The following is a 13,778-nucleotide window of genomic DNA, read 5'->3' as shown; positions in this document are numbered from 1 at the left end:
GGGTGGCCTTCGTGCCGATGCCGACGAAGGCCTGGTCGTGGGCGTGCTCCAGGAACGTGAGCTCGACGTGGGCGGACTCAGCGGCCGTGCTTCCGCCCGGTCGGCGACGCGCACGGCGAGGACCACCCGCCGGCAGTGCGGATCGGCGGCCAGGACCGCCGCCGTGAGGCTCCACAGCGGCGCCGGGAGCAGCCCGTCCGGGCGGCCGGCGCCCACCCGTACCTCCAGGTCGCGAGCGCCGGCCGGATACGCGTCCCGCGGCACTCCGCTCCAGGCGTACGTCCACCGTCACCCCTTCCCCGGCGCAGGTGGAAGCCGGCCGTGGCCGGCCGGTCCGGCGAACTGCGCACCGGCCCGGTCACCGAACCGGTCGAGCTGGCGGCGGGGGACTTCGCCCAGTTCCCCGGGGACATCCCCCACCGCCACGTCTGCCTCAGCGAACGTGTGGTCGCCCACATGGTCACCACGCTGCCTCAGCTGCGGCAGATCAGTCCCACCGTGCTGCAGGGCGGGCCGGGCGCCTGATCAGGAGGTGATGCCGTTGTACTGGTCCCAGGTGTAGGCGAGGTCCGGCGCGGAGGGCTTGCCGGGCCAGTCGAAGTAGTCCCAGACGAGTTCGGCGGGGTTGGTGGCGAGGTACCCCCGGCCGGGCAGGTCGTCGCCGTCGTCCCAGGCCCACGGCGGGTTGGCCGCGTCGGTGTCGCAGGCGCCGTTGGCCGGGCCGAGGACACCGCCCGCGCCGCACTTGGCGCCGTAGGGGTTGGAGCTGTCGTCGCCGGCGAAGTTGTTCGTGGTCGCGAACAACGTGGTGAGGGTGCGGTTCGCCCACATGCCGTTCGCCGCGAAGACGTCGGTCAGGGTGTACTGCACGTCGCGGTCGTTGGAGCCGGACGGCACCTCGGCGGTCGCGCCGGGGTAGTAGACGATGCCGTCGCCGCTCGCGTACTGGCTGCGCTCCTGGGACAGGTAGCCCTCGGCCCACGCGGCGTGGGTGTTGGGCTGCTGGGTGGTGAACGGACGGCCGTGGCCGTCGTCGTGCGGGTCGCCCTGGAGCTTCAGGGTGCCGTCAACGCTCTCCTGGCCGCTGGTGAAGTCGCTGCCGGCGGGCACCCAGGAGTAGAAGTTGCTGTGCGCGACGGTGACCGCCGCCTTCAACTGGCCGTGCGCGGAGCCGTCGTTGGCCACGACGACCAGCACGCCCTCGGCGTCGTTCTCGTGCTCGGTGAGATCCTCCTGGTAGTTGTCGAGGACACCGTCCGACCAGTCGCGCGGGTGGAAGTACGTGTACAGCAGGTAGGAGAAGGACGGGGTCTGCACGACCGAGTAGTAGACGTGCGCCGCGAGCGGGAACTGGCTGGTGTTCTCCCAGTTGTTGCGGCCGTTGAGGTCACCGTCGTAGTCGTAGGACGTGATGTAGTCGGACTTGCCGCCGAGCGCGGTCTCGCCGGTGGAGTCGACGTCCTGGAAGTTGACCGGCGCCCACCACTGGGCGAGGGCGGCGCGGTCGGCGGCGGCGTCCGCGTGGGCCGCGGTCGGCTGGGTGAGGCCGGCACCGCAGACGGCGGCGAGGGCGGCCGTCACGGCGAGGGATCTGCGTCGGGTCAGAGGCGCACGGAAACGGTGGGGGCGGCTGGTTGCCACGGTTCCTCCGGGGGCGGCGAAAGGAACCGGCACGTCGGTGAAGTCGACGTGCCGGTAAGGGAGTTGACGCATGTTCCGGTGGTGCGTGTGATGCCGCGCGTACGATACAGCGCGGCCCGGGCGGCCCGGCAGGGCGTCAGCAGGTGACGGTGCCCCTGCGCAGCGCGTGACCGCTGTCGTTGCTGTCGTCGGACCACCACACCGGCTTGGTGCCGCCGCTGCACGCGCCGGAGCCGGAGACGGCGAAGCCCTCGTTGTTGAAGTTGTCCATGCCGGACGGCCGGTTGTAGACGGCCGTGGTGGCGAACACGCCGGACGAGTTGATCTGCAGGGTGCGGTGCCGGCCGGAGCAGGTGTCGTCGCAGACCGCCCAGAGGCGGGACGCCTGCGGCTCCCACTGGAGCTCCATGACACCGGCCATGCCGCTGCTGACCGACGCCACCCGGGTGAAGGTGCCGCCGTCCTCGAGGACGTAGCCGTAGATCATGCCGGTGCCCTCGACAGCGACGAAGAACACCCCGCCGGTGTGCGAGCCGTAGTTCGCCGGGTTGTAGGCGGCGCCGGTCGAGGCATCCTTGAAGCCGGCGGCGGTCAGGGTGGCGTCCGGGACCCAGGTGATGCCCTCCAGGCCGAGGTTGGCGCCCACCGACGGCAGGTCGGAGGTCAGGTTCCACTCGGTGGCGGCGGAGAGGGTGGTGGCGGTGCCGCTCACGTCGTACTTGAGGACGGAGAGCCTGCTGGTGCCGGACGAGTCCGCGTTGCGCTCACTCGCCACGTACACGCCGCCGCCGGAACCGGAGCCGGTCAGCGTGACGCCCTCGTCGTCGGGCGTGCCCGAACCGCCCGGGAACCTGAGCGTCTTGCCGGACGTCCAGCCGTTGGTGGTGTCGGCCTTCCAGGCGGTGGAGCCGTTGGGCACCAGCCGCCACAGCTTGCCGCTGTTCTGCGCCGCCCACAACACGCTCCCCTCCTGGTAGAGGCCGCTCATGTCGGAGCCGAAGGCGTTCTTGGTGTCGGCGGTGGCGATCGAGCTGCCGCCCGGCCATGCGGTCGCCGACATGCCGCCGGAGCCGCAGTCGTTGGCGGCACCGAGCGTCAGCGCGGCGGAGCCGAAGGCGCCGGTGCCGTCGGGGCAGCGCGACCACGACGGGTCGGAGTGCTGGGTCCAGCTGAAGCTGTCGACCAGGGTGGTGCCGTCCGCGAGGTAGAGGCGCGCCTCGTCGTCGGAGCCCAGGCCGAAGGCGTTGTGCACGTCGAAGGCGACGAAACCGCCGGGCGCAAGGGTGGTCCCGGAGGCTATCGCGTACGTGGAGCTGTCGTTGTCGTCCCGGAGGATCCAGCCGGAGAGGTCCACCGTGGCGGTGCCCTTGTTGTAGAGCTCCACGGAGTCGTTGACGCTCCCGGTGGTCACCACCTCGTTGATCCGGATGTCGTCCGCCGCCGCCGCGTGGGCGGGGGACGCCGTCAGGGCGCCGACGGCGAGCGTCGGTCCGGCGACGGCGACCAGCAGAACACGGAGGCTGCGGCGCCACCGGCGAGCACGTGATTCGGTCACGAAATCCGTCCTGGGGTTGGTTTGTGACAGGCCGCCAGGACCTTTCCGGCGCAGCCCGAACGGCCGCCTTCGCGCAGGTGAGGGGGTCGTGAACGCTCGGTGAGCGAACCGCCGGGATCGACCGGGCACACCGGCGAACTCCGCCGCCCGGCCGCGCGTCTACGCGGGGCCGGGGCCCGGCCGGCCGGTGTCGTCGGCGGCGGTCGTCGCGGGTTTGCTGTGCAGGACTTCACGGGCCTGTTCGGCGGCGCGGGCGATGCTCTCGCTGACGAAGTCGAGAAACCGTGCGATGTTCTCCAGACGGTTGGCGGCCGGGGTGCGCGCGCCGAGGATGCCGACGCCCTGACGTGCGGTCTCGGCGATCTGGGCGGTGCCGCGCGCGCTGGCCATCATCGACTGGTACCAGACGTCGTCGTCGACGAAGTAGCTCTCGCGGCGGCGTTCGTCGCGCTCCCGGCGGACCAGCCCCTGCTCCTCGAGGAAGGCGACCGCCTTCGAGACGGACGCCGGACTGACCTGGAGCCGCTGCACGAGTTCGGACGCGGTGAGGCCGGCCGCGTCGCTGATGCAGAGACAGGCCAGCACCCGGGCCATCATCTTGGGCGTACCCGACTGCATGAAGACGGTGGTGAGCGTCTCCTCGTACTCGGCCACGGCCTCGGCGTCCCGTCCGTGCGGCTGGGGCACCACCCCGGGCCCCCGGGAAGAGGCGGGCCGGCGCCGGTGCGCGCGGCGCTCGGTGGCGCGGTGGGCCAGGTCGGCGCGGTAGGCGGTGGGACCGCCGTTGCGCATCACCTCACGCGTGACCGTCGAGGTCGGCCGGTCGATGCGGCGGGCGATCTCGGCGTAGGGGAGGCCGTCGGCCAGCCCCAGCGCGATCTGCTGGCGTTCCTGCTGACTGAGCCTGCCTCCCGGCATCACGGTCTCCTGACTGTTCCCGCGGGACGGTCCCGCCCCCCCGAGGATAGCGTTCGCTCTCAATTCATTGCAACGATCGATGAGCTTGCGTTGCATTACCTTCAGATCAGTTGCAACAGTTTTAGCAGCTTGACGTGCAGTTATGCGTTTCTTACGCAACGAATCTGTTGTCGCAACCTGGAAAGCAACGTAGCGTTTCCGTTGTCAGAAACAAGGAACGCCAACGGGAGACCACGATGCAGAAGTTCGACACCCCCGCCCCGATCTCCGCCGTCCTGGCCATCCCCGCCGGACGCGTCCAGTTCATCGCAGCGGACCGCGCCGACACCACGGTCGAGGTCCTGCCCGCCGACCCCGCCAGGAGCCGCGACGTCAAGGCGGCGGAGCAGACCGCCGTCTCCTACTCCGACGGCGTCCTGCGGATCACGGCCGGGACCCCCGGCAACCAGCTCTTCGGCCCCTCCGGCTCGGTGGAGGTCACCGTCCAGCTGCCCGCCGGCTCCGGCGTCGAGGCGAAGGCGGCCAGCACCGAGCTGCGCGGGGTCGGACGCCTCGGCGACGTCGTCTTCGACGGCGCGTACCGCAGCATCAAGATCGACGAGGCCACGAGCCTCCGCCTCACCGCGACCGACGGCGACGTCGAGGTCGGCCGGCTGGGTGGCCCCGCGGAGATCAGCACCGCCCGGGGCGACATCCGGATCAACGAGGCGACCAGCGGCACGGTCGTCCTGCGCACCCAGGACGGCGACATCTCGGTCACCGCCGCCACCGGAGTGTCGGCAACCCTCGACGCCGGCACCGGCCACGGCCGCGTCAGCAACGCCCTCAAGAACGACGGCACCACCGAACTCGACATCCGCGCCACCACGTCCCGCGGCGACATCACCGCCCGCAGCCTCCAGGCGGGCTGATCGACCGTCCGCCCGAGGGGCCCGGCGTCCCGCACGCCGGGCCCCTCGGGGAAACCGCACCAGCCGCTCTCACACGACCAGCAGGGGGAACTGAGACATGACGACGAACGGCACCGCCTCGACCGGAACGACCGGAAGGACGGGAACGACGGGAACGACGGGAACGACAGGAAGGGACAGAGCAACCGGGAAGGACAGTGCATCCGTAAAGGCGGGCACAGAGTGGACCGGTATGGTCCCGGTGGACGACACGGCCCTGGCCGTCACCGACACCGGCGGCCCGGGTGTCCCGGTGGTCTACCTCAACGGCCAGTTCGCCACGCAGGGGTACTGGCGGCGGATCGTCGCCGAACTGGGCCCGGGATGGCGGCACATCACCTACGACGAGCGGGCTCGCGGCAGGAAGTCGCAGCGCTCCGCGGACTACTCCTTCGAGGCCGCGGTCCGGGACGTCGACGCCGTCCTCGCGGCCAGAGGGGTGGACCGGGCGCTGGTGGTGGGCTGGTCCTACGGCGCGGTCGTCGCGGCGCACTGGGCCGGCCGGAATCCGGAGCGTGCCCTGGGCGCGGTCCTGGTGGACGGCGCGTTCCCGTACGACTGGCTCGACGAGGCCATGGAGGTACGGATCCGGCAGCTGTTCAGGCGGCTGGGCCGGTTCACGCCGCCGCTGCGCCCGACGGGCCTGGTCCCGCGGATGACCCCCACGGAGATGGCGGAGAGCAACATCGAGCTCGGCAGACTCTCCCGGGAGCGCGAACTGGGCCCGGTACTGGACGGCATCAGCGTGCCCGTGCGGTACGTGGTCGCCTCGGGGACGTCCTTCGGCAGCCGCGGTGACGAGCAGGAACGGATACGCACCGGCCTCGACGCGGCGACCGCCCGGAACCCGAACATCGCCGTCGCCGCGAAGGTCGCCGCCAACCACGGGGCGATCCTGCGGAAGGGGTTCCCGGCCGTCGCCGAGGCCGTACGAGAGGTCGCCGGCCTGGGCAACGACCGCCCGCCCCACGAAGGTCCTTCACATATCTGAACCTTGCGCACATGTATATACGCCGACGCCGTCACATGCGAGACTCCTTCAACTCCCCCGCTCACCGGTTCAGTTGGAGAGGAAGGCACCCATGCACATGTCCCGCAGGGCCGTGCTGGCCACCGGAGGCGGCGCCGCGGTGGCGTACGCGGCCGTACCTCAGTCCGCTCAGGCGCTCACCGGCCGGGTGCCGGCGGCGACGGAGGCGGTGCTGCGAGGCGCGGCGGACTACGCGGTCGCGAAGGTGCGTGCCGTCGCGCCCGGGGTGACCGCCTTCCCCGTGGGGACGAAGTTCGAGAAGTGGGTCTACTCCCAGAACGGCGACTGGGTCGGCGGATTCTGGCCCGGCGTCCTCTGGATGAGCTGGCTCCACAGCGGCGACGACAGCCTGCGCACCCTCGCCCTGGCATCGGCCGCGAAGCTCGCCCCCCGCCGGTACGACACCGGCACACACGACCTGGGCTTCCTGTTCACCCCGTCCTGGGTCACCGCCTGGCGGCTGACCGGCGACCCGTCCTGGCGGGACGGCGCCGTCCAGGCGGCCCGCTCACTGCTCCAGCGCTACAACCCCCGTGGCCGCTACCTGCGGGCCTGGGGTGCGCTGGGCACCTCCGACAACGCGGGGCGCATGATCATCGACACGATGATGAACCTCGACCTGCTCGTCTTCGCCGCCCGGGAGACCGGCGAGAGCGCGTTCATGGACGCGGCCGTCGGACACGCGCAGACCACGCAGCGCCTCTTCCCGCGACCGGACGGCTCCACCCCGCACGCCTACGACCTCGACCCCGCCACCGGCGCCCCCGTCGGCCCGAACACCGTCCAGGGTTACAGCCCCACCTCCTGCTGGGCCCGCGGACAGGCCTGGGGCATCTACGGCTTCACCACGATGTACCGCCGCACCGGCGACCACCGGTTCCTCGCCACCGCCCGCACACTCGCCGACTACGCGGTCAAGGCCCTCGGCCCGGACCACGTACCCGTCTGGGACTACCGGGCACCGCAGCAGCCGTACGACGTCAAGGACGCCTCCGCCGGGGCCGTCATGGCCTGCGGGCTGCTCGACCTGGCCGCCGCCTCGGGCCACCCGTCCTACCGCACCACCGCGCTGCGCATCCTCGGCGCCCTGTGCGCGACCTGCCTCACCACCCACTCCGCCCGCGCCGAGGCCGTCGTGGCCCGCTGCACCCGCAACCGCCCCGCCGAGGACGGCGTCGAGATCTCCCTCCCCTACGCCGACTACTACCTCCTCGAAGCGATCCTGCGCGTCCTGCGGCCCCACGACCTGGACCGCGCGATCGACCTCTCGACGGTCTGACGGCACGCCCCTAGGGGGCGGTGTTCGTCGCCGCCCCGGGAGCGTTCGCCGGCGGTGCGGTGAGGGGAGAGGGCGGGGGCGGGGACGCTTCTCCCGAGTCGGCCTGCACGACGAGGACGACCGCGATGACCGCCGTGGTCAGGGCGGCCATCGCGGCCAGCCACCAGATCGGGATCGCTTTCGCGTGAGCGGCCATGGCACCCTCCTTCGACGCGGAGCGTACGCCGTTGCCCGAAGACGGAACTCCCTTTTCACAGCACGCGACAGCCGACGCCCCACACCACCGGCCTCACCGCCACATTCTGACCGCCTTCCACGGTTGTCGCGCCGAATTGAGAAATCCACAAGGGAAATGACCGGGTATCACCCGAAACAACCGGCGCTCCCGACCGCGTCCCACCGCCCGCGCACGGCCATCCGCCCACGCAGGCGCCCCACGGCGACCGACGCACCCCCGTGGTCGCCCGGCGACGGGCTTGTGGAGGTGATGTGCGGGCATACGGGATTTCACCCTTCGAGAGGAGCCCGCTCATGGCCGGCATCGTCGCAGCAGTCCTGTTCTTCATCGCCTTCCTGATCAACGCGGCGGACATCAGCACCAATGACACGTTCACCTCCACGAACGTCATGCTGCTGGGGCTGACCGCCCTGGCCCTGCACGTGGCGGGGATCGGCACGGCCCGGTCGTACCGGAGCCGCCGCTGACCGCGCGTCCATGACCGCGTCGCTGCGGAGCAGACGGACACCATCGCCTCCACCTCGTGCTCGTGCTCTTGCTCTTGCGAGACCTATCGATACTCGATAGATTTCCATCGCAATTCGATGGAGGGGCAGGTCATGGGAAAGCTGGCAGTGCGTACGCTGCGCGCCGTACTCACCCTGGTGCTCACCGGCACCGGGCTCATACAGGCACTGATGGTCTGGACGTTGGTGAGCGGGAACGACCCGGAGGACGGGACGCTCCCGCTGACCGCACTGCGCGTGATCACGATCCTGGGCATGGTCTCGGTCCAGGTCGCACTGGTCTGCGTATGGCGGCTGGTGACGATGGTGCGGCGCGGAACCGTGTTCTCCCACGCCGCCTTCCGGTACGTGGACGGCGTGATCGGCGCGATCGTGGCGGCCGCCCTCCTGTGGTTCACGGTCACGGCCGTCAACGCGCCGGGCCAGCGGGACGACCCGGGTGTCACCGTCATCATGGGCGGGATCGGCGTGGCCGTCCTCGGGGTCGCGCTCATCGTGCTCGTGCTGCGGATGCTGCTCGTCCAGGCCGTCGCCCGTGACGTCGAAGCGACGCAGATGCAGGCCGAGTTGGACCAGGTGATCTGATGCCGATCGCCGTCGACATCGACGTGATGCTGGCCAAGCGGAAGATGTCCGTGGGCGAACTGGCCGACCGCGTGGGGATCACGCCCGCCAACCTCGCGGTACTCAAGAACGGCCGCGCCAAGGCGGTGCGCTTCGCGACCCTTGCCGCACTGTGCGAGGTACTCGAGTGCCAGCCGGGCGACCTGCTGCGCTGGGAGGCCGGGGAGGCGGCCGCCGACTGACGCGGACGTGGACCACAGCAGCGCGGCACCGCTGGACCGCTCACCACTGGACCGAATGAACGCAGATCGCCGGGATCGGCCCGACACCGCACGTTTGTCATGAAAGGTCTCGGTAATCTGCGAACCCGGAGACGGCCGACGGGAAGTGGAGATTCATTCGCATGTCCAAGATCGCCCTGTTCGGTGCCACCGGCACCATCGGATCCCGCATCCTGGACGAGGCGCTCCGTCGCGGCCACCTGGTCACTGCGGTCGTACGCGACCCGGCGAAGCTCACCCGGGACGACCCCGGACTGACCGTGGTCACCGGCGACGTTCTGGATCCCCGGTCCGTCGCCGAGGCGGCCGAGGGGCAGGACGTCGTGGTCAGCGCGGTCGGCGGAGGCGACGGGCCGGGCCACATCGCCACCATCAGGCCCAGCGTCGAATCCCTGGTCGCCGGCATCCGCAGCCTGGGGGAACCGGCACCACGGCTCGTCCTGGTCGGCGGCGCCGGCTCCCTGCGCACGCCGGACGGCAGGCAGGTCTGGGACGCTGAGGGCCTGCCGGAGTTCCTGCTCCAGATCATGCACGCCCACGGCGACGCCCTGGACTTCTGCCGCACCGTCAGCGATGTGAGGTGGACGAGCCTCAGCCCCTCCGCGACGATCGAGCCGGGCGAGCGGACAGGCGTCTATCGCATCGCCAAGGAAGACCTGCTCATCGCCGAAGACGGCAGCAGCCGCATCTCCGCCGAGGACTACGCCGTCGCCCTGCTCGACGAGATCGAACAGCCACGGCACATCGGCGAGCGCTTCACCGTCGGCTACTGAACCCGCACCCTTCGCCCACTCGAGTGAACACGGCACCGGACAAACCCCTCGGGCACCCTGCCCACCCTTGACCGGCTACCAGATCAGGCACCAGTAGTCGCCGTAGTGCCCGATGCCGATGCGCCCGACCTGCGGAACGAGGCTCGGGTTCGGCTGTCCCACGGCCGACAGCGAGCAGACCGGGTCGCCGACCGCCCTGGCGGCCGCCATCCGCTTGGCGGCGGCCACGGCCTGCGGCGACGTGACCCAGGTGGTCGTTCCCGGTCCGTTGCCGGTGACGGTCGGGGCCGGAGTCATGGGTCCGGGTGTCTGCGAAGGCCGTGGGGTGAGCGGGGGCGGACTCGGCCGGGTCGTCGTCGGAGGCGGCGGCGGAGGAGGGGGCGCGCTCGGCCGGGTCGTCGTGAGGGACGGGCGCGGGGGCGCGCTCGGCCGCGTGGTCGTGGGGGCCGGTGGGGGCGGGGGCGCGCTCGGCCGCGTGGTCGTGGGGGCCGGCGGGGGCGGGGGCGCGCTCGGCCCGTGCGGGGTGGCGGACGGGCTCGGCGTCGGTGTGCGGGGAGGTGCCGGCTTCGTGGTCGGCGTGTGCGCCGGCGGCGTCTGCACAGGCGGCGTCTGCACGGGCGGGGGGACCGGGGTCGTCCGGTGGGGCGCCGGACGGGTGGCGGTCGGCACCGGCGGCACGGTCCGGGTCGGCCTGGGCGTGGGGGTCCGTGTGGGCTTCGGCGTCGACGGGGCCGGTGAACTCGGGGCCGACGGCCGCGGTGACAAGGATGGGGACGGGGACGGGCTCGGCGTCGACGCCGACGGCGTCACCACGGCTGACGGCGTCGGGTGCGAGGCGTTGCCGCCGTGGCCTGACGACAGAAGCGCCCAGGCTGCCAGACCGCCCCCCAGGGCGACCACGGCCGCTCCGCCCACGATCCACGGAGCCTTCCGCGATGGCCGCCGGTGCCGGTTCATGATTCTCACTGTCCATCCCATCGCCGACGGCCTCAAGCCGAAGCCGAGCCGGAACCGAGCCTGAGCCGAGCCGCCGCCCGCTCCTGCCGAACGTCCGCCGGTGCCGTGCTCCCGGCCCCGCACGGACGGCGTACGAGCACGGGGGGCGCGAGATCCGGCCCGCCTGGCGGCACCGACGATGACGAAGGGCGGACCGGTCGGTGTGCGCGGCTCACCCCTGCGGGAAGGTGTGTCCGCCTGCGTCACTTCGGTGAAGAGGACTCCGTCGTGCTGGCGTTGGCTGCCCCTGTGTGGTTCCCTGTCTCCATGACCGTGCTTGTGACCCGCCGCCACGTGGACTACGTGCGTGTCACCGCGACAGGTTGTCGCGCCGAGAGCTGACGCTCCGCTCCGGCCCTTTCTCCCTCTCCCGCGGTTCCGCCTGTTCCGCTTCTCCACTCTGCTCTGCCACGGACGCGTGCCCGCACGCGCGCCGTCGCACCCTCACGCCTGCCCGCACAAGGAGCACCCGCCATGAGCCAGCCCCTCGACTCCGTCACCGCCGGTCACACCGTCGACGAGACTCCCGCCGGACCCGACACCTCGGCCTGGTCCTTCGAGACCAAGCAGATTCACGCCGGGGCCGCGCCGGACCCGACGACGGGAGCCCGGGCGACGCCGATCTACCAGACGACGTCGTTCGTGTTCCGGGACACCCAGCACGCCGCCGACCTGTTCGCCCTGGCCGAGCCCGGCAACATCTACACCCGCATCCACAACCCGACCCAGGACGTCTTCGAACAGCGCGTCGCCGCACTGGAAGGCGGTGTCGCGGCCGTGGCGCTGTCCTCCGGGCAGGCGGCCGAGACGCTGGCCATCCTGACGCTGGCGAGTTCCGGCGACCACATCGTCTCCAGCACGTCGCTGTACGGCGGCACTTACAACCTGTTCCGGCACACGCTCCCGAAGCTGGGCATCGAGGTGTCCTTCGTCGACGATCCGGACGATGTCGACGCCTGGCGGGCGGCCGTCCGGCCCAACACCAAGGCGCTGTTCGCGGAGACGCTGGGCAACCCGCGCGGCAACGTACTCGACGTGCGGGCCGTCGCGGACGCCGCCCACGCGGCGGGCGTGCCGCTGATCGTGGACAACACGGTGCCGACTCCCTATCTGCTGCGGCCCATCGAGCACGGCGCGGACATCGTCGTGCACTCGGCCACCAAGTTCCTCGGCGGCCACGGCACCGCCATCGCGGGCGTCGTCGTGGACGGCGGCACCTTCGACTTCGGTGCGCACGCCGATCGGTTCCCCGACTTCACCGAGCCCGACCCGAGCTATCACGGGCTGCAGTACTGGCCGGCGCTCGGCCCCGGCGCCTTCGCGATCAAGCTGCGCGTGCAGTTGCTGCGCGACCTCGGCCCGGCGCTCTCCCCGCACTCCGCGTTCCTGCTGCTGCAGGGCGTGGAGACGCTGAGCCTGCGCATCGAGCGGCACTCCGCGAACGCGCTGGCGCTGGCGGAGTGGCTGGAGCAGCGGGACGAGGTCGCCGCCGTCCACTATCCGGGCCTGGCGTCGAGCCGGTGGTACGAGGCGGGGCAGAGGTACCTGCCGCATGGTGCCGGCGCGGTGGTCTGGTTCGAGCTGCGGGACGGCGTCGAGGCGGGCAAGCGGTTCGTGGACGCGGTCGAACTGTTCAGCCACCTCGCCAACATCGGTGACGTACGCAGCCTGATCATCCACCCCGCCTCCACGACCCACAGCCAGCTGGACGCGGAGCAACTGGCGGCGACCGGCACCGCGCCGGGCCTGGTGCGGCTGTCGGTCGGCATCGAGAACCTCGCCGACCTCAAGGCCGACCTGGAGGCCGGTTTCCGCGCGGCCAAGGGCGCGTCCTGAACGCCGTACCCACCACCGGGGTTCCCCTTCCGCCGGCCACCGGGGCCTGGCGGGAGGGGGACCCGGCCGGGCACCGGCAGTGGTACGTGGCCGAGAAGCCGCTGTCGCTGGAGGCAGGTGGTGAACTGCCCGGCGCCCGGCTGGCGTTCGAGACCTGGGGGCGGCTCGCGCCGGACCGCAGCAATGCCGTGCTCGTCCTGCACGCCCTCACCGGTGACAGCCATGTCGCCGGACCCGCCGGGCCCGGCCATCCGACCCCGGGCTGGTGGGACGGGCTGGTCGGGCCGGGCCTGGCGCTGGACACCGACCGGTGGTTCGTCGTCGCCCCGAACGTCCTGGGTGGCTGCCAGGGCAGTACCGGACCGGCGTCGCCGCGTCCCGACGGACGTCGCCGCTGGGGCGGCTCCTTCCCCTTCCTGACCCAGCGCGACCAGGTCGCCGCCGAGGCCGGGGTGGCCGATGCGCTGGGTATCGACCGGTGGGCGCTGGTCGTCGGCGGCTCGATGGGCGGGATGCGCGCCGTGGAATGGGCGGTCACCCACCCCGAGCGCACCGGGGCGTTGCTGCTGCTCGCCACCACGGCGGCGGCGAGCGCGGAGCAGATCGCCTGGGCGAACATCCAGTTGCACGCCATCCGCGGCGATCCGCACTGGCAGGGCGGTGACTACCACGACACGGGGCGCGGCCCGCACGCCGGCCTCGGCCTCGCCCGCCGCCTGGCCCATGTCACCTACCGCAGCGAACCGGAACTCCAAGTCCGCTTCGGCCGTGCGCCTCAGGGGGCCGAGGACCCGTTCGGCGGCGGTCGTTACCAGGTGGAGTCGTATCTCGACCACCATGCCGCCAAGCTGATCCGGCGCTTCGACGCGGGCAGTTACCTGGTGCTGTCCGAGGCGATGAACGCGCATGACATCGGCCGCGACCGCGGTGGCGTGCGTGCCGCCCTCGGCCGCGTCACCGCCCGCACCCTGGTCGCGGGCGTCGACTCCGATCGCCTCTACCCGCTCTCCCAACAGGCCGAACTGGCAGCGAACATCGGCACGGCGGACGCCGTCCGGGTCATCGAGTCCCCGTACGGGCACGACGGTTTCCTGATCGAGACGGAACAGGTCGCCGCGCTCGTGGCCGAGTTGCTCCCCAGGGCCGTACCCGACGGCCTGCCGCAGCCTTCCCGTGGCTGCGCGGAACGATCGTGAACAACGCCGGCCTCG

General features: G+C 71.7%; 16 protein-coding genes. 11 read left to right on the top strand and 5 right to left on the bottom strand.

Translation table 11 applies throughout. From position 1 onward, the window contains the following. Window positions 1-321 precede the first annotated feature (321 nt). Window positions 322-525 carry a cupin domain-containing protein gene (locus ACZ63F_RS02085; RefSeq protein ID WP_469707815.1) on the top strand — a complete coding sequence of 68 codons (204 nt, stop codon included), beginning with the start codon at window positions 322-324 and terminating at the stop codon, window positions 523-525. On the opposite strand, the gene ACZ63F_RS02080 is transcribed toward ACZ63F_RS02085, so the two are convergent. The 3 genes from ACZ63F_RS02080 to ACZ63F_RS02070 form a co-directional block, all read right to left on the bottom strand. Continuing rightward, window positions 526-1,713, bottom strand: a complete 1,188-nt coding sequence (locus ACZ63F_RS02080; protein WP_469707814.1) for a hypothetical protein — start codon at window positions 1,711-1,713, stop codon at window positions 526-528. A gap of 64 nt (window positions 1,714-1,777) precedes the next feature. Next, complete coding sequence (locus ACZ63F_RS02075) at window positions 1,778-3,196, bottom strand: lamin tail domain-containing protein (RefSeq protein WP_469707812.1); 1,419 nt, start codon at window positions 3,194-3,196, stop codon at window positions 1,778-1,780. 159 nt (window positions 3,197-3,355) lie between these two features. Continuing rightward, window positions 3,356-4,114: a GbsR/MarR family transcriptional regulator gene (locus ACZ63F_RS02070; protein WP_469707810.1), complete on the bottom strand. Its 759-nt coding sequence runs from the start codon at window positions 4,112-4,114 to the stop codon at window positions 3,356-3,358. 236 nt (window positions 4,115-4,350) lie between these two features. Here ACZ63F_RS02070 and ACZ63F_RS02065 point away from each other — a divergent pair, with 236 nt between their 5' ends. From ACZ63F_RS02065 to ACZ63F_RS02055, 3 genes are all read left to right on the top strand, one after another. After that, window positions 4,351-5,025 (top strand): DUF4097 family beta strand repeat-containing protein, encoded by a 675-nt coding sequence (locus tag ACZ63F_RS02065; RefSeq protein WP_469707809.1) that lies wholly within the window; start codon window positions 4,351-4,353, stop codon window positions 5,023-5,025. A 232-nt stretch (window positions 5,026-5,257) separates the two neighbouring features. Then, the gene (locus ACZ63F_RS02060; RefSeq protein WP_469707807.1) at window positions 5,258-6,055 is read left to right on the top strand and encodes an alpha/beta fold hydrolase; all 798 of its coding nucleotides are present in this window, start codon (window positions 5,258-5,260) and stop codon (window positions 6,053-6,055) included. 91 nt (window positions 6,056-6,146) lie between these two features. Next, window positions 6,147-7,373 (top strand): glycoside hydrolase family 88 protein, encoded by a 1,227-nt coding sequence (locus tag ACZ63F_RS02055; RefSeq protein WP_469707805.1) that lies wholly within the window; start codon window positions 6,147-6,149, stop codon window positions 7,371-7,373. 10 nt (window positions 7,374-7,383) lie between these two features. Here the strand turns inward: ACZ63F_RS02055 and ACZ63F_RS02050 are convergent, their stop codons facing one another. Next, window positions 7,384-7,569 carry a hypothetical protein gene (locus ACZ63F_RS02050; protein ID WP_469707803.1) on the bottom strand — a complete coding sequence of 62 codons (186 nt, stop codon included), beginning with the start codon at window positions 7,567-7,569 and terminating at the stop codon, window positions 7,384-7,386. A gap of 335 nt (window positions 7,570-7,904) precedes the next feature. Here ACZ63F_RS02050 and ACZ63F_RS02045 point away from each other — a divergent pair, with 335 nt between their 5' ends. The 4 genes from ACZ63F_RS02045 to ACZ63F_RS02030 all read left to right on the top strand — a co-directional run bounded on the left by ACZ63F_RS02045 (window position 7,905) and on the right by ACZ63F_RS02030 (window position 9,735). Further along, window positions 7,905-8,078, top strand: coding sequence for a hypothetical protein (locus ACZ63F_RS02045; protein WP_351955444.1), 174 nt, complete (start codon window positions 7,905-7,907; stop codon window positions 8,076-8,078). 132 nt (window positions 8,079-8,210) lie between these two features. After that, window positions 8,211-8,702, top strand: a complete 492-nt coding sequence (locus tag ACZ63F_RS02040; RefSeq protein WP_469707801.1) for a DUF2975 domain-containing protein — start codon at window positions 8,211-8,213, stop codon at window positions 8,700-8,702. Further along, a complete protein-coding gene (locus ACZ63F_RS02035) occupies window positions 8,702-8,923 on the top strand; it encodes a helix-turn-helix domain-containing protein (RefSeq protein ID WP_388598878.1) in 222 nt (73 codons plus the stop codon). Before ACZ63F_RS02040 ends, ACZ63F_RS02035 begins: the two co-directional genes overlap by 1 nt. Before the next feature lie 161 nt (window positions 8,924-9,084). Further along, on the top strand, window positions 9,085-9,735 hold the full coding sequence (locus tag ACZ63F_RS02030) for an NAD(P)-dependent oxidoreductase (RefSeq protein ID WP_469707799.1): 651 nt from the start codon (window positions 9,085-9,087) through the stop codon (window positions 9,733-9,735). Window positions 9,736-9,810: 75 nt separating this feature from the next. Here the strand turns inward: ACZ63F_RS02030 and ACZ63F_RS02025 are convergent, their stop codons facing one another. Next, a complete protein-coding gene (locus tag ACZ63F_RS02025) occupies window positions 9,811-10,032 on the bottom strand; it encodes a hypothetical protein (RefSeq protein ID WP_469707797.1) in 222 nt (73 codons plus the stop codon). A gap of 28 nt (window positions 10,033-10,060) precedes the next feature. Between ACZ63F_RS02025 and ACZ63F_RS02020 the strand changes: the two genes are divergently transcribed. The 3 genes from ACZ63F_RS02020 to metX all read left to right on the top strand — a co-directional run bounded on the left by ACZ63F_RS02020 (window position 10,061) and on the right by metX (window position 13,763). Further along, complete coding sequence (locus tag ACZ63F_RS02020) at window positions 10,061-10,756, top strand: hypothetical protein (protein ID WP_469707795.1); 696 nt, start codon at window positions 10,061-10,063, stop codon at window positions 10,754-10,756. A 449-nt stretch (window positions 10,757-11,205) separates the two neighbouring features. Beyond that, complete coding sequence (locus ACZ63F_RS02015) at window positions 11,206-12,567, top strand: bifunctional o-acetylhomoserine/o-acetylserine sulfhydrylase (RefSeq protein ID WP_469707793.1); 1,362 nt, start codon at window positions 11,206-11,208, stop codon at window positions 12,565-12,567. Beyond that, entirely contained in the window at window positions 12,564-13,763 is a 1,200-nt protein-coding gene (metX, locus tag ACZ63F_RS02010) for a homoserine O-acetyltransferase MetX (protein WP_469709288.1), read from the top strand. Before ACZ63F_RS02015 ends, metX begins: the two co-directional genes overlap by 4 nt. Window positions 13,764-13,778: the final 15 nt, after the last annotated feature.

Source organism: Streptomyces sp. NPDC104761 (genome assembly GCF_055583445.1).
Note: the sequence above shows the minus strand (reverse complement) of the source record. Positions and strands in the feature narration are given on the sequence as shown.

Bases quoted from the DNA above. Each gene is read 5' to 3' on its own strand.
- ACZ63F_RS02015 (WP_469707793.1), top strand. From the start codon at position 11,206: ATGAGCCAGCCCCTCGACTCCGTCACCGCCGGTCACACCGTCGACGAG.
- ACZ63F_RS02070 (WP_469707810.1), bottom strand. From the start codon at position 4,114: ATGCCGGGAGGCAGGCTCAGTCAGCAGGAACGCCAGCAGATCGCGCTG.
- ACZ63F_RS02050 (WP_469707803.1), bottom strand. From the start codon at position 7,569: ATGGCCGCTCACGCGAAAGCGATCCCGATCTGGTGGCTGGCCGCGATG.
- ACZ63F_RS02030 (WP_469707799.1), top strand. From the start codon at position 9,085: ATGTCCAAGATCGCCCTGTTCGGTGCCACCGGCACCATCGGATCCCGC.
- ACZ63F_RS02080 (WP_469707814.1), bottom strand. From the start codon at position 1,713: ATGCGTCAACTCCCTTACCGGCACGTCGACTTCACCGACGTGCCGGTT.
- ACZ63F_RS02035 (WP_388598878.1), top strand. From the start codon at position 8,702: ATGCCGATCGCCGTCGACATCGACGTGATGCTGGCCAAGCGGAAGATG.
- ACZ63F_RS02040 (WP_469707801.1), top strand. From the start codon at position 8,211: ATGGGAAAGCTGGCAGTGCGTACGCTGCGCGCCGTACTCACCCTGGTG.
- ACZ63F_RS02065 (WP_469707809.1), top strand. From the start codon at position 4,351: ATGCAGAAGTTCGACACCCCCGCCCCGATCTCCGCCGTCCTGGCCATC.
- ACZ63F_RS02055 (WP_469707805.1), top strand. From the start codon at position 6,147: ATGCACATGTCCCGCAGGGCCGTGCTGGCCACCGGAGGCGGCGCCGCG.
- ACZ63F_RS02060 (WP_469707807.1), top strand. From the start codon at position 5,258: ATGGTCCCGGTGGACGACACGGCCCTGGCCGTCACCGACACCGGCGGC.
- ACZ63F_RS02045 (WP_351955444.1), top strand. From the start codon at position 7,905: ATGGCCGGCATCGTCGCAGCAGTCCTGTTCTTCATCGCCTTCCTGATC.
- ACZ63F_RS02025 (WP_469707797.1), bottom strand. From the start codon at position 10,032: ATGACTCCGGCCCCGACCGTCACCGGCAACGGACCGGGAACGACCACC.